Here is a 14,072-nt window from a genome sequence, read left to right as displayed (position 1 = left end):
TTAAAGGGTCTTGGTCCCCTGCGGAGCCGAGCGAGATGCCTCGAGGCGGGCCATGTCGAGGAGATAGGCGAGCAGGTCGAGATTCGCGCGGCGGGCGAGATAAGACAGTTCGGCCGTGAACTGCGCGATGTAGAGGGCGGTTTCCTCAGAGGAGGCCGCGCCGCTCCGGAGCGGTTGCCCACCCTCATTGGTCGTGGAGGTTGCAAGAGTTTCAGCTTTGGAACGGGCGAGGGCTTTAGCCATGAGATGTCGGTCACTATCCAGATGATTGGTCCTAGATAGCAGCGCAACCAAAAGTAAGACAAGACAAAATACGTAACGCTGGATTGTATCCAACGCTTAGCTCAGAACCGTCATCATGATGGGCATGGACGCCATTGCGAAAAGCGTCTGCAGGGTCAGGATTTCCGCCATGAGGGCAGCATTGCCGCCGAGTTGCCGCGCCAGGACGTAAGCGGCGCTGGCAGAAGGAACGGACGCGGCGATCGCGGTCACCGTGATATCGGCTCCGGTGACGTCGAACGATCTCGCGAGGGCCACGGCGATGCAGGGCATCGCCACGAGCTTCAAGGCGCTGGCTATTGCATGCGGCGCTCTCGGCTTCGCCAGGCGGCGAATGTCGAGCCCAGCTCCGACGACCAGAAGGCCCGCCGCGAGGGCGGCGCTCGCCAGGGCGTCGAGAAAAACACTCAACGGGCGTGGGAGAACGATCCCGAAGGCGTTCATGGCAAGGCCAATGCCGCAGGACCAGATGAAAGGGTTGGTGGCGAATGTTCGCAGGATCTGGCTCCAGCGCTGCTTCGGCCCGCCCGCGAAACGGACGAACACGAAGATCGCGAGCACATTCAAAAGCGGCACCATCGCCGCGATGGCGACAGCCATGAGCGTCACACCTCGCTGGCCGAACAGGCTCTCAGCGACGGCGAGTCCCGTGAAGCTGTTCCAACGGGTCGCGCCCTGAAAGACGGAGGTGAAACTCGGTCCGTCGATGGCGAAGGCTCGCTGAAGGAGCGGGCGCGACAGAAGCACCAGGGCGCTCATCAGGAGGATTGCGATCATCAAAGCTCCGCCGACTCCTGTCATCGGCACGGTGGAGAGGTCAGCCTGCGAGAGCGTTTTGACGATGAGGGCCGGGAAGAACATCACGTAGGTGATCCGTTCGATGCCGGACCAGCATTGATCGTTCACGAAGCCGCTCGCGCGGCTTGCCCAGCCTGTTGCAATGAGCAGAAAAACCGGAACGAGGCTCGCGATGATGGCGGCCATGAACGGGACCTCTTGGAGCGGAAAGCGCCGAGATCGGGCTTAGAGAGTGTTATTCTTCCCCGCAAGCGTTGAGCTTGGGAAAAAGAAACACTAGAGTCTGATCGCGTCTCCCGATCAGACTCTAGACTCCTTTGTTTGCCGCATGATCCGGGCGAACAACTGGTGCCCACTTGTTCTGATCATGCTCTAAGCACGCGCAGAACGAGAGACCATCGAGCGAAAAGCCATGATCGAAGTGAACAGTTTCATTTCGCTCGATGAGAGCGAAATCCAGGAGAGCTTCATCCGAAGCTCGGGGCCGGGCGGCCAGAACGTCAACAAGGTGTCGAGCGCCGTGCAACTGCGCTTCGATGCCCGCGGCTCGCCCTCGTTACCGAACGATGTCGCCATTCGTCTGATGAAGCTTGCGGGAAGCAAGCTGACGCAGGAGGGCGTCATCGTCATCGTGGCGCAGAGCCACCGCAGCCAGCAACGCAACCGGGAAGAGGCGCTCGAACGTCTGCTCGATCTGATCCGCAGTGCCTGCATCACCCAAAAGAAGCGCCGCCCGACCAAGCCGACGAAAGCCTCGAAGGAGCGCCGCCTCGAATCCAAGGGCAAGCGCTCCGTCGTCAAGGCGACGCGCCGCGCAAAACCGATGGCCGATTAAGCGGCAGCACCCTTGCGGCTGGCGACCTCCTTGCGGACAACAGGGGCGACCTTGGTTCCGAAAAGCTCGATGGCCTTCATCAGCTTGGCGTGCGGCAGGCTGCCGATGCTGAACTGAATCAGGAACCGATCGTGCTCGAACAGCTCATACTGGTAGAGGATCTTGTCGATGACCTCCTGCGGGCTGCCGACAAGAAGAGCGCCGCGCAAAGTGCGCTCCCTGTCGAACTTTTCACGCGTGGCCGGCGGCCAGCCGCGCTCCCGTCCGAGCTTGTTCATCACTTGGAGATAGGGCGGTAGCGCGATGTCCACGGCATCCTGAGAGTTCTCCGCGACGAACCCGTGGGAGTTGATGCTCACGGCCAATTTTGCCGGATCGTGGCCACTCCGGCGCGCGGCCTCCCGGTAGAGATTGACGAGAGGAGCAAAGTGCGCGGGCTCGCCGCCGATGATGGCGATAGCCAGCGGAAGCCCCAAAGCACCAGCCCGCGCAACCGATTGCGGCGTGCCGCCGACCGCGATCCAGATCGGGAGATCCTTCTGCTCCGGGCGGGGATAGACGCCTTGTCCCTGTAGCGGAGCGCGATGACGTCCTTGCCATGTCACATGCTCCGCATCGCGGATTTTCAGCAGGAGTTCGAGTTTCTCGGCGAAAAGTTCATCGTAATCGTCGAGGCTGTAGCCGAAGAGCGGGAAGGACTCGATGAAGGAGCCGCGCCCCACCATGATTTCCGCACGCCCGCGCGAGATCAGGTCGAGGGTCGAGAATTGCTGGAACACGCGCACCGGATCGTCCGAACTCAGCACCGTGACCGCACTCGTGAGGCGAATGTTCTTCGTGCGCACGGCGGCCGCCGCCAAAAGGACGGCGGGAGCAGAGGCAGCATAATCCGGCCGGTGATGCTCGCCGACGCCGAAGACATCAAGACCAACCTGATCCGCAAGCTCGATTTCTTCGATCAGGTTGCGAAGCCGCTCACCCGAAGAAATGGTCAGCCCGGTTTGAGGATCGGGCGTCGTTTCAGCGAAGGTATAGATGCCGAGTTCCATTGGTACGCTCTCAGAGGCTGCCGTTCGGAGGATAGAGGTGCGGGTTGCCGCGATAGTCGGTGACGATGCACGTTCCGTCCTCGGTGGTGATGGCATTCGCGCCTATCGGTGCCTTGCCGTGTCCACCGGGAATGTCGAGGACATAGGTTGGTTGGCAGAGCCCTGAGATCTTGCCGCGTAGACCCGCGACCAGCGCCTGTCCTTCCGCGATGGAGAGGCGGAAATGCTCCGTGCCGGGAGCAAGATCCGGGTGGTGCAGGTAATAGGGTTTGATCCGCGCCTCGACGAAGGCGCGCATGAGCGCGGCGAGAATGTCCGGATCGTCGTTCACGCCGCGCAGCAGCACCGACTGGCTCACCATGACGACGCCCGCATCGACAAGCCGGGCACAGGCGGCGCGGGCTTGCGACGTGAATTCGCGCGGGTGGTTGGCGTGAAGCGCGACGTAGATGGCCTTGCCCGAGGCTTTCAGCGCAGCGATGAGGTCGGCATCCACATGGCCAGGATCGACCACCGGAACGCGGGTATGAAAGCGCACGACCTTCACATGGTCGATGGCGGCGAGGCGCTCGGTGATGTCGGCAAGGCGGCGCGGGGAGAGCACCAGCGGGTCGCCCCCGGTGAGGATTACCTCCCAGATTTCGGGATGCGTCGCGATGTAGTCGAACGCTTCCCCCATCGCTTCCGGCGAAAGCGTCCCGAGCCCTTGCGGCCCCACCATTTCGCGGCGGAAGCAGAAGCGGCAATAGACCGGGCAGACATGAACCGCCTTGAGCAGAACCCGGTCGGGATAGCGATGGACGATGCCCTCCACCGGACTGTGTGCGAGATCCCCGATGGGATCGGCAAGTTCCTCCGACGTCTGCTTCAACTCCGCACCATGCGGCACGAACTGGCGCGCGATGGGGTCGTCGGGATCGTTCCGGTCGATGAGGTCCGCCATCGCGGGAGTGATCGCAATGGCGTAGCGCTCGGCCACCTGCTCGATTTCGGCAAGGCGTTCGGGCGGCAGAAGCTCTGCCTTCACGAGATCCTGCGCCGTTTTCAGCGCACGCGCGCTCACGCTGTTGTCTCCGGCACGGGGGCCCAGAGCACCTGATCGATTTTTGAGGCGCCGGTGGCGAGCATCACAAGCCGGTCGAAGCCAAGGGCGATGCCGCTCGCATCCGGCATGGCGGCAAGAGCGGCGAGGAAGTCCTCATCCAGCGGGTAGCTCTCGTCGTAGACGCGCATTTTCTCGACCATTTCCGCCTCGAACCGGCGGCGCTGTTCGGCGGCGTCGGTCAGTTCGCCGAAGGCGTTGGCGAGCTCGACGCCGCAGGCATAGAGTTCAAACCGTTCCGCCACGCGCGGGTCGTGCGCCGAAGGGCGGGCGAGGGCGGCTTCCGCGACCGGGTATTCGTCGAGGATCGTGGCGCGCCCGTGGCCGAGATGAGGCTCGACCTTCTCCACGATGACGCGGCTGAACAGGTCCGACCAGGTATCGTCATCCGCCACCCGAAGTCCTGCAGCCCGCAAGGCGGCGGCAAGAGCGTCCCGGTCAGTTTTGCCCGAGGGCTCGATGGTAGCAAGAAGATCAATCCTCGCATGACGCCGGAAGGCTTCGGCCACGCTCAACCGTTCCGGCGACAGGAAAGGATCGACGCTCACGCCGCGAAAGCTGAAGGTGCTCGTGCCCGCCACCTCGGCGGCAAGGCGGAGGAGGGCGGCGCAATCCTGCATCAGGCTCTCGTAGGATTCTCCCGTCCGATACCATTCGAGCATCGTGAATTCCGGGTGGTGCAGGGGGCCGCGCTCCCGGTTGCGGTAGACATGGGCGAAGCAGAACAGGCGCGGCTCGCCCGCCGCGAGCAGTTTCTTGCAGGCGAATTCCGGCGAGGTATGGAGAAAGAGCGGAGCCCGCGATCCATCGAGGCTGAGGGCTTCCGTCGCGAAGGCATGCAGGTGCGCCTCATTGCCGGGGGAGGTCTGAAGCGTCGCCGTATCGACCTCGACAAAGTCCCGCTCCTCGAAAAAACGCCGAAAAGCGGCCTGAATCCGGTTCCGGCTCAGGAGAAACGGGCGTCGATCCGCGTGGACATGGGGCGTCCACCAGGGCGAGGGGGCGGGCATGGGGCTTTTGTCTCTTAAAAGTAATACAGGCTCACTACTGGCGATTTTCCCGAAGATGGGTTAGGTGCGGCAATGAAATCCCGCGCAGCCCGATGGCCGGATGATCCGGTTCCTGGCAGCGCGCCTACCTCTGTCATAAGGAAGTCTCCCCGTGAAGGTCATCGCCTCTTCACTCCGCAAAGGCAATGTCGTCGACATCGACGGCCGCCTTTACGTGGTTCTGACCGCCCAAAACATCCACCCCGGCAAGGGCACTCCCGTTACCCAGCTCGACATGCGCCGCATTTCGGACGGTGTGAAGATCTCCGAACGTTACCGTACCACCGAGCAGGTGGAGCGCGCTTTCGTGGAAGACCGCGACTTCTCCTACCTCTATCAGGACGGCGAAGGCTTCCACTTCATGAATCCGGAAAGCTATGAGCAGGTTCCGGTTTCTGAGGACATCATCGGCGACCAGGCCGCCTATTTGCAGGAAGGCATGATCGTGAAGCTCAGCCTTCACAACGGCCTTCCGATCGCCATCGAATTGCCGGCCCGCATCGTGCTTGAGATCACCGAGACCGAGCCGGTCGTGAAGGGCCAGACGGCTTCGTCGTCCTACAAGCCCGCCATTCTTTCCAACGGCGTGCGCACGCTGGTTCCGCCGCACATCACCGCCGGCACCCGCGTCGTCATCATGACGGAAGACGGTTCCTACGTGGAACGCGCGAAGGACTAAAAGCCTTCCAATTCGCATCCAGCAAAAGGCGCGGCCCTCGTGGCCGCGTTTTTCGTTTGTGCGCTCCTCTCGTGGACCGCATCGTCTTGGATCTGATAGCTTCGGATTCTCTGTTCAAAGGGTCCATCATGACAGCGAGCGTCTTCGCGCCGATCAATCCCCTCGTTGCCGATGTCGGAAGCCCTCCGATCCCCGAAGCCCAGGCCTGGACGGCCCGCTACGACGGTTCCTTCGGCAAGCTCATCAATCTCTCCCAGGCCGTGCCGGGAACGACGCCCCATCCTGCTGTTCTCGAGCGCCTTGCGGAGGCCGCAGGCTCGGCCGCTGCGGCGAAATATGGTCCTATCGAGGGCGATAGGGATCTGCGCGCGGCCTATGCCGCCGATCTCGTGCGCATTTATGGGGGGAGCATCGCGAGCGAGGATACGGCGGTCACGGCGGGCTGCAATCTCGCTTTCTTCGCCACCATGATGCTGCTCGCCCGCCAAGGCGATGCCGTGCTGCTTCCAACGCCCTGGTACTTCAACCACCAGATGACCCTCGACATGCTTGGCGTCGAGCCGCGCCCTCTGCCATGCCTGCCGGAAAACGGCTTCGTGCCGCGCGTCGAGGATGCGGAGCCTCTCATTGACGGGAAGGTGAAGGCCATCGTTCTCGTGACGCCCAACAACCCGACCGGCGCGGTTTATCCGCCGCATGTGATCGAGAGCTTTGCGGCGCTTTGCCGCAAGCGCGGCATTTATCTCGTCATCGACGAGACCTATCGGGACTTCCTGCCGAAGGGTGTGAACCACGCTCACGCGCTGTTCGAGAGCGCGGATTGGCGCAACACCGTGATCCAGCTCTATTCCTTCTCTAAGGCCTACGCGATTCCCGGCCATCGCACGGGGGCGATCACGGCCGATGCCGCTCTCATCGCGCAGGTTGCCAAAGTTCTCGACTGCATTCAGATCTGCCCGCCGCGCACGGCTCAAATGGCGCTGCCGTGGGCCATCGACGGCCTGCGACAGTGGCGTGAGGACAACCGCGCCGAAATCAACGAGCGCGCCGAAGTTTTCACCCGCGCACTCGCGCCTTTCCCGGAATGGAAGATCGAGTCCATCGGCGCGTATTTCGCGTATGTGCGTCATCCGTTTGCCGGAAAGACGGCGCAGGCGGTTGCGGAAAAACTGGCCACGGAGCGCGGCGTTCTGTGTTTGCCGGGGAGTTACTTCGGGCCGGGGCAGGAGGGCCATCTGCGCATCGCCATTGCCAATGTCGGCGCGGATGTCTTGCGGGAACTGACGGGGCGTTTTCAAGACTTTCGGCTGTGAACGGGAAAGGATGTTCTCCGCCGCCCTTTGCAGATACACGACGGGGTTGTTACTGTCGTGTTGCGCAGGGCCGGTTCGTGGCGCGTAAGGATTGAGCCTTGACTATCAAAACGGATGCAATCGCTGAGCCTGGAGACGATCGGACGACCTCCATCGGTGGCTCGGGCTGGGTTGGGTCCTGGTCGCGCGATTCGGTGCTTCAGCGGCGGCGGCGTTCTGCCGAGAGCTATGCTGCGCTCGATCTCGGCACCAACAATTGCCGCCTGCTCATCGCCGAACCGGCGCATGTGGGTTTTCGCGTCGTAGACGCGTTTTCCCGCATCGTGCGCCTCGGCGAGGGGCTTGGCCTCGGCAACCATCTGAGCGGTGACGCCATCGAGCGCACCATCGAGGCGCTGCGTGTGTGTCGGGACAAGATGGAGGCGAAGGACGTGCGGCGCGCGCGCCTCGTCGCCACCGAGGCCTGCCGTCTCGCCAGGAACGGGCAGGATTTCATCGAGCGCGTCCGCTCGGATCTCGATCTCGAACTTGAGGTGGTGGACCGGCAGACGGAAGCCTATCTCGCCGTCACGGGTTGCGCTTCGCTGGCCGATCCGAGTGCGGAATCCATCGTCATCTTCGACATCGGCGGCGGCTCCACCGAGATCGCGTGGCTTGACGGAAAGGCCGGAGACGCGCATTCCGACCCGTGCCATCGCATCCGGGCCTGGGACTCCCTACCTGCCGGTGTCGTCACGCTGGCCGAGCGGCATGGCGGCGTTAACGTGACCCGTGAGGTCTTCGAGGGCATGGTGAGCGAGGTCACGGAGCTTCTGCGGGATTTCGCGCAGACGGCGGCGAAGGCTTCCCATGCGCGGGGCTTCCACCTTCTCGGGACCTCGGGCACGGTCACGACGGTGGGCGGGATTCATCTCGGGCTTCCGCGCTACGACCGCCGCCGCGTCGATGGCCTGTGGATGCGTGACCGGGAGATCACGAGTGTGATCGACAGGTTGATCGATACCAGCCTGGAGGAGCGCGCGGCGCAGCCTTGCATCGGCCGCGAGCGTGCCGATCTCGTGCTTGCGGGCTGCGCGATCCTCGAGGCGATCCGCCGATCCTTCCCGTCGGACCGGCTACGCATCGCGGACCGCGGCCTGCGGGAAGGGATTTTGATGAACATGATGCGCGAGGACAATGTCTGGCGTCAGGAGAGCCAACGGTGAGTGACAAGGCCTCGACAGGGGTGCGCAATCTGAAGCAGAGGGTGAAGACCGCGAACAAGCGCTCCCTCTCGTCTCAGAAATGGCTCGAACGCCAGCTCAACGATCCGTACGTGGCGCGCGCCAAGCGCGAGGGATACCGCTCGCGCGCGGCATTCAAGCTGCTCGAGATCGACGAGAAGTATCACCTTTTGAAAACCGGCCAGCGGGTGGTGGACCTGGGCGCCGCTCCCGGCGGCTGGGCGCAGATCGCAGCGCGCAAGGTCGGCCCGAAGGGCAAGGTCGTCGGCATCGACCTTCTGCCCATCGATCCGCTGCCTGGCGTGGACTTCATCCAGCTCGACTTTCTTGACGAAAGCGCGCCCCAAAAGCTCATCGACATGCTCGGCGGACCTGCCGACATCGTCATGTCCGACATGGCGGCCAACACTACCGGCCACAAGAAGACCGATCACCTGCGCATCATGGGCCTCGCGGAAGCGGCGATCTATTTCGCGCGTGAAATTCTCGCGCCGGGCGGCTCCTTCGTCGCCAAGGTTTTTCAGGGCGGCACCGAGAACCAGCTTCTGGCCGACCTCAAGCGCGACTTCGCCGTGGTGCGGCATGTGAAGCCCGCTGCGAGCCGCTCGGATTCCGCCGAGCTTTACGTGATGGCGACAGGCTTCCGGGGTAGGGCGGAAGGTTGATCGCGAAGGGCTGCGCCTTTCATCTCTCGCGTTAAGGATAAGCTGCAACCGCTGGAAGGGACTCGCGTTTCTTTAAGTCTCGCACATTGCGAGCTTAATGAAGGGATTCTGCCATGAAACGGCATCTCATCCTAACCGCTATCCTGGCATCAGCAGGGCTGCTCGTGCACATGCAACCGGCAGCGGCGCTGACCATGCAGGAATGCAGCGCGAAATATAAAGCCGCTCAGAGCGCAGGAACGCTCGGCAGCATGAGGTGGAACGATTTTCGTAAAGCCGAATGCGGAGTAGGCGCCACAACCGCGCCCGCGACGACGGGCAGCACGGCCCCTTCCGCACAGCAGAAGACGCCCGTTGCTCCGGCCCCGATGAGCAACGCGACATTCCCATCCGCCGTATCGAGCAAGTATTCGAGTGAATCGCCCGGAAAGGCGCGGATGCACACCTGCCTTGATCAATACAAAGCCAACCAGGCAGCTGGCGGAGCGGCCAATGCCGGCTTGAAATGGATCCAGAAGGGCGGCGGCTACTATTCGCAGTGCAATACGCGGTTGAAAGGCGGTTAGGCCGTCGTCCGGACAGACCTCACCTCTCACGTAGCGGGCTGCTGGCCACCCGGGGAGCGTGAGGCCGTTCCGGGGGCGATCAACTCAGGTGCTTCTTCAGGAATGCAATCGTCCGGCTCCTCGCCAGATCGGCGGCGGCCTTGTCGTAGCGGGCGGGGTTGGTGTCGTTGTTGAAGGCATGGTTCACGCCCTCGTATTTGTGGATCTCGAAGGTCTTGCCCGCCTGCTTCAGGGCTGCCTCATAGGCCGGGATGCCCGCGTTGATCCGCTCGTCGAGCCCGGCATAGTGCAGAAGCAGCGCTGCGTGGATTTTTGACACGTCCTCCGCCTTCGGCTGGCCACCGTAATAGGCGACGCCCGCCGCAAGGTCAGGGTCCGCCACCGCAAGGCCATTGACCGCGCCGCCGCCCCAGCAGAAGCCGACCGCGCCGACCTTGCCGTTTCCGTCCGGACTGGCCTTCAGGTAGGCGACGGCTGCCTTGCCATAAGCGACGATGTCGGCGGGCTTCAATTGGCCGATCATGTCGCGGCCCTTGTCCTCATCCTCCGGCGTTCCGCCCATCGGTGAAAGGTAATCGAGCCCGAGCGCGAGAAAGCCTTCTGCCGCGACGCGGCGCGTCACGTCCTTGATGTGGGGATTGAGGCCCCGGTTCTCGTGGATCACCAGAACCGCCGGGTGCTTGCCGCCGGCCTTCGGTTTGGCGAGATAGCCCTTCAGGTTCGGAACGCCGGGAATCTCCACCATCTGCGTCGTGATGCGCGGATCGTTTTCCGCGATGGTCTGGGCCTGCGCATAGTTGTTCTGGAGAACGCCGAGCAGGGCCGATGCCGCCGCTGTGCTGCCCGCAAGCGCCGCAAGGCGATCCAGAAAGCTGCGCCGGTTCATACCGCCGTGGGTGAAGTCGTCGTAGAGGTCGATGATACGCTGATCCATGAGAGGCCGCTCCTGTGCGGCCTCGAAGATAGCGTGATCTCAGGATGCGTCCATCCCGCCCCCGACGCCCGTCGCGTTGGCTTTCTTCTTCGGGACGGGGTGGCCCGACATTTCCGCGCCTGCGTGGGGGTGGAGCCCGAGGAAGAGGAAGCCCGAGAGCCCCGAGATGATGGCGACCGCCCAGAAGGCGGGCCCAAAATCCGCGGCCTGGATCGTTGCGTGGCCGTTGAAGCGGGTCGCGGCTTCAAGGGCGGACGCACCGATGGCGACGCCGAGGCTCAGGGACAATTGCTGCGCCACGGCGGAGAGGCTCGTGGCGTAGCTCATGTCCCGGTTCGAGATCTCCGCGAAGGCGATGGCGTTGAGGCTCGTGAATTGCAAGGAACGGAAACAGCCGCCGATGAACAGGGCGCCCATGATGAACCAATAGGGCGTCGTGTCGGTGAAGAAGCCGTTGATGGCTAGAAACGCCGCCGCGATGAAGGCGTTCACGGTCAGGAGCAGGCGAAACCCGGTCTTTTCCAGGATCTTCTTCGCCATCGTCTTCATGAAAAGCGCGCCCGCCGCCGCGATGAAGGTCAGCGAGCCGGATTGCAGCGGGTTGAGGCCAAAGCCGATCTGCAGGAGCAGCGGCAGCAGAAACGGGATCGAGCCGACGCCGATGCGGAACAGAGACCCGCCGACGACGCTGATCCGGAAGGTTGGGATGCGGAGCAGGCCGAGGTGCAGCACGGGATGGGGCGTTCTGCGCGCATGGGCGATGTAAAGCGCGACGCAGATCGTTCCGGCGACGACGCAACCGATGGAGATCGACAGCGGAATGAGGTGCCGCCCGCCCGAGGCGAAGCCGAGCATCAACAGGGCCAGCCCGAAGCCGGAGAGCAGGAAGCCCACATAGTCGAGGGGCGGCGTGTCGGGTTCCTTGATGTTCGGGACGTGGAGCGTCGCGAGGACCATTCCTAAGATGCCGATGGGAATGTTGATGAAGAAGATCCAGCGCCAGTCCCAATAGGTGGTGATGAAGCCGCCGAGCGGCGGGCCGACCACAGGCCCGACGAGAGCGGGAATGGTGAGGGTCGCCAGTGCCTGGACGATCTGGTTGCGCGGCACGCTGCGCAGGATGACGAGGCGGCCCACCGGCACCATCATCGCCCCACCCATGCCCTGCAGGAAGCGGGCGATGACGAACCCCTCCAGAGAGGTGGCCCCCGCGCAGGCAAGCGACCCCACCATGAACACGCCGATGGCGGCGCGGAAAATAGTCCGCGCTCCGAACCGGTCAGCCATCCAGCCGGAGATCGGAATGAAGATGGCGAGGCTGACGAGATAGGAGGTGAGGGCAAGCTTGAGCGCGATGGGGTCTTCGCCCAGATCTTGCGCGATCATCGGCAACGAGGTCGCGATGACCGTGGAATCCGTATTCTCCATAAACAAGGCGGTGGCGATGATCAGGGGGAGAAGACGGGTTTGGCGCATAACCTCCTGCACTTAACCTTACGTGCGCGCGTTGCCTAGAGCCTTTATGACACCCCAGCCCCCATGAAATGTGGACCAGAAGGGCCTATGCGAAACGGGAAGCCCGTGATACGGACCCTCGCCAACTCATATCCGTATCACCGCCCAAGATCAGGAGTTGGCCATGGCCCGCATTATCGCCGATCAGCTCATTGAAGGACTGACCTTCGATGACGTTCTCCTCCGGCCCGGCCGCTCCGAGGTGCTCCCCGGCGAGGTGGACATCTCCACCCAGCTCACCCGCACCATCCGCCTCAATCTTCCGATCATCGCCTCCGCGATGGACACGGTGACCGAGGCCCGCATGGCCATCGCGATGGCGCAGAGTGGCGGCATCGGCGTCATTCACCGCAATCTCGAAGCCGCCGAGCAGGCCGAGCAGGTCCGTCTCGTCAAGAAGTACGAGAGCGGCATGGTGATGAACCCGATCACCATTTATCCTGACGAGACCTTGGCCGATGCCTTCGCGATCATGAAGCATCACGGCATTTCCGGCATTCCGGTGGTCGAGCGCGGGCCGGGCGGCTCCAAGGGCAAGCTTGTCGGCATCCTGACGAACCGCGACGTGCGCTTCGCCAACAACACGTCGCAACCGGTTTCCGAACTGATGACCAAGGACCGGCTCATCACCGTCCGCGAGGGCGTGACGCAGGACGAGGCGAAGCGCCTTCTGCACCAGTTCCGCATCGAGAAGCTGCTGGTGGTCGACGATCACTATCGCTGCATCGGCCTCATCACGGTGAAGGACATCGAAAAGCAGGTGGCGCACCCCAACGCCGCCAAGGATGAGCAGGGCCGCCTGCGCGTTGCCGCTGCTACGACCACCGGCGAGCAGGGCTTCGAGCGGGCCGAACGCCTGATTGATGCCGGCTGCGATGTGGTCGTAGTCGATACGGCACACGGCCACTCGGTCCGCGTGCTCGAGAGCGTGACCCGCGTGAAGAAGCTGTCCAACGCCGTTCAGGTCATTGCGGGCAACGTGGCGACCCGGGAAGGTGCGAAGGCGCTGATCGACGCGGGAGCGGACGCGATCAAGGTCGGCATCGGGCCGGGTTCGATCTGCACCACGCGCATCGTGGCGGGCGTCGGCGTGCCGCAGCTCACCGCCATCATGGAGGCGGTGGAGGCCGCTGCCGAAACCGGCACGCCGGTCATCGCCGATGGCGGCATCAAGGTCTCCGGCGATCTCGCCAAGGCCCTCGCAGCGGGAGCCTCTTGCGCGATGGTCGGCTCGCTGCTCGCGGGCACGGACGAGACCCCCGGCGAGGTGTTCCTCTACCAGGGCCGCTCCTACAAGGCCTATCGCGGCATGGGCTCTGTCGGCGCGATGGCGCGCGGATCAGCGGACCGCTACTTCCAGGCTGAGGTGCGCGACACGCTCAAGCTCGTGCCGGAAGGCGTCGAAGGGCAGGTGGCTTACAAGGGGCCGACTTCTGCGGTGCTGCACCAGCTCGCGGGCGGCCTGCGCGCCGCAATGGGCTATGTGGGCGGCGCGACCTTGCAGGAGTTCCAGGACAGGGCCCAGTTTGTACGGATCACCAATGCGGGCCTGCGCGAAAGCCACGTCCATGACGTGACGATCACGCGCGAGAGCCCGAACTACCCGAACCGAGGCTGAGCCCGATCATGAGCGTCACCGCCGTTCTTCTTCCCGTCTTCGTTCAGGTCGGCCTGACCTTCGTCCTGCTGCTGTGGACGGCGCGGCTGCGCATACAGACGCTGCGGGAGGGCGAGGTCAAGGCAGCCGATATCGCGCTTGGACAGAAGAACTGGCCGGAGAAGGCCCAGCAAGTCGTGAACGCCTTCGAGAACCAGTGCCAGTTGCCGGTTCTGTTCTACGTGCTGGTCGTGTTCGCGCTCATCACGCGCAAGGCGGATCTGTTGTTTGTGATCCTGTCCTGGCTGTTCGTGCTGGCCCGGCTGGTGCACGTCTATGTTCATGTGACGTCGAACCGGCTCGTGCCCCGCTTTCAGGCATTCGCCTTCGGCGCGTTCACGCTGATGCTGATGTGGATCATCTTCGCGCTTCGGCTGGTCGCGTCCGAGGCGGGATTCTAGGGAT

Annotated in this window: 15 protein-coding genes; 8 read left to right on the top strand and 7 right to left on the bottom strand. The window is 63.4% G+C overall.

Annotated elements, in window-relative coordinates; translation table 11 throughout:
* Both DQW91_RS10805 and DQW91_RS10800 read right to left on the bottom strand, forming a co-directional pair.
* Entirely contained in the window at nt 1–243 is a 243-nt protein-coding gene (locus DQW91_RS10805) for a hypothetical protein (RefSeq protein ID WP_112663641.1), read from the bottom strand.
* A 96-nt stretch (nt 244–339) separates the two neighbouring features.
* The gene (locus DQW91_RS10800; protein ID WP_112663640.1) at nt 340–1,266 is read right to left on the bottom strand and encodes an AEC family transporter; all 927 of its coding nucleotides are present in this window, start codon (nt 1,264–1,266) and stop codon (nt 340–342) included.
* Nucleotides 1,267–1,492: 226 nt separating this feature from the next.
* Here DQW91_RS10800 and arfB point away from each other — a divergent pair, with 226 nt between their 5' ends.
* Nucleotides 1,493–1,915, top strand: coding sequence for an alternative ribosome rescue aminoacyl-tRNA hydrolase ArfB (gene arfB, locus DQW91_RS10795; protein ID WP_112663639.1), 423 nt, complete (start codon nt 1,493–1,495; stop codon nt 1,913–1,915).
* On the opposite strand, the gene DQW91_RS10790 is transcribed toward arfB, so the two are convergent.
* From DQW91_RS10790 to epmA, 3 genes are read right to left on the bottom strand one after another with little or no spacing between them, the layout of a single operon-like run.
* Nucleotides 1,912–2,964, bottom strand: coding sequence for an LLM class flavin-dependent oxidoreductase (locus DQW91_RS10790; RefSeq protein WP_112663638.1), 1,053 nt, complete (start codon nt 2,962–2,964; stop codon nt 1,912–1,914). The genes arfB and DQW91_RS10790 overlap by 4 nt on opposite strands.
* A gap of 10 nt (nt 2,965–2,974) precedes the next feature.
* Nucleotides 2,975–4,027 (bottom strand): lysine-2,3-aminomutase-like protein, encoded by a 1,053-nt coding sequence (locus tag DQW91_RS10785; protein WP_112663637.1) that lies wholly within the window; start codon nt 4,025–4,027, stop codon nt 2,975–2,977.
* Nucleotides 4,024–5,076 (bottom strand): EF-P lysine aminoacylase EpmA, encoded by a 1,053-nt coding sequence (epmA, locus tag DQW91_RS10780; protein ID WP_112663636.1) that lies wholly within the window; start codon nt 5,074–5,076, stop codon nt 4,024–4,026. The genes DQW91_RS10785 and epmA overlap by 4 nt, the downstream gene beginning before the upstream one ends.
* 151 nt (nt 5,077–5,227) lie before the next feature.
* Here epmA and efp point away from each other — a divergent pair, with 151 nt between their 5' ends.
* The 5 genes from efp (at nt 5,228) to DQW91_RS10755 (ending at nt 9,561) form a co-directional block, all read left to right on the top strand.
* Nucleotides 5,228–5,794: an elongation factor P gene (gene efp, locus DQW91_RS10775; protein WP_112663635.1), complete on the top strand. Its 567-nt coding sequence runs from the start codon at nt 5,228–5,230 to the stop codon at nt 5,792–5,794.
* Nucleotides 5,795–5,922: 128 nt separating this feature from the next.
* Nucleotides 5,923–7,107, top strand: coding sequence for an aminotransferase (locus DQW91_RS10770; protein WP_112663671.1), 1,185 nt, complete (start codon nt 5,923–5,925; stop codon nt 7,105–7,107).
* Between the two features lie 152 nt (nt 7,108–7,259).
* On the top strand, nt 7,260–8,312 hold the full coding sequence (locus DQW91_RS10765; RefSeq protein ID WP_112663670.1) for a Ppx/GppA phosphatase family protein: 1,053 nt from the start codon (nt 7,260–7,262) through the stop codon (nt 8,310–8,312).
* On the top strand, nt 8,309–8,995 hold the full coding sequence (locus DQW91_RS10760) for an RlmE family RNA methyltransferase (protein ID WP_112663634.1): 687 nt from the start codon (nt 8,309–8,311) through the stop codon (nt 8,993–8,995). The genes DQW91_RS10765 and DQW91_RS10760 overlap by 4 nt, the downstream gene beginning before the upstream one ends.
* A 113-nt stretch (nt 8,996–9,108) precedes the next feature.
* Complete coding sequence (locus DQW91_RS10755) at nt 9,109–9,561, top strand: hypothetical protein (RefSeq protein ID WP_112663633.1); 453 nt, start codon at nt 9,109–9,111, stop codon at nt 9,559–9,561.
* A gap of 79 nt (nt 9,562–9,640) precedes the next feature.
* Here DQW91_RS10755 and DQW91_RS10750 read toward each other — a convergent pair whose 3' ends face one another.
* A complete protein-coding gene (locus DQW91_RS10750; protein ID WP_112663632.1) occupies nt 9,641–10,495 on the bottom strand; it encodes a dienelactone hydrolase family protein in 855 nt (284 codons plus the stop codon).
* A 39-nt stretch (nt 10,496–10,534) separates the two neighbouring features.
* A complete protein-coding gene (locus tag DQW91_RS10745) occupies nt 10,535–11,971 on the bottom strand; it encodes a DHA2 family efflux MFS transporter permease subunit (protein ID WP_112663631.1) in 1,437 nt (478 codons plus the stop codon).
* A gap of 163 nt (nt 11,972–12,134) precedes the next feature.
* On the opposite strand from DQW91_RS10745, the gene guaB reads away from it, so the two are divergent.
* Together guaB and DQW91_RS10735 are read left to right on the top strand one after the other, a co-directional pair.
* Nucleotides 12,135–13,628 carry an IMP dehydrogenase gene (gene guaB / locus DQW91_RS10740; protein WP_112663630.1) on the top strand — a complete coding sequence of 498 codons (1,494 nt, stop codon included), beginning with the start codon at nt 12,135–12,137 and terminating at the stop codon, nt 13,626–13,628.
* An 8-nt stretch (nt 13,629–13,636) separates the two neighbouring features.
* Nucleotides 13,637–14,068, top strand: a complete 432-nt coding sequence (locus DQW91_RS10735; protein ID WP_112663629.1) for an MAPEG family protein — start codon at nt 13,637–13,639, stop codon at nt 14,066–14,068.
* Nucleotides 14,069–14,072: the final 4 nt, after the last annotated feature.

This window comes from Microvirga flavescens, assembly GCF_003290125.1.
GTDB lineage: Bacteria > Pseudomonadota > Alphaproteobacteria > Rhizobiales > Beijerinckiaceae > Microvirga > Microvirga flavescens.
The sequence above is the reverse complement of the archived record's forward strand: the minus strand, read 5'-3'. Positions and strand labels throughout refer to the sequence as shown.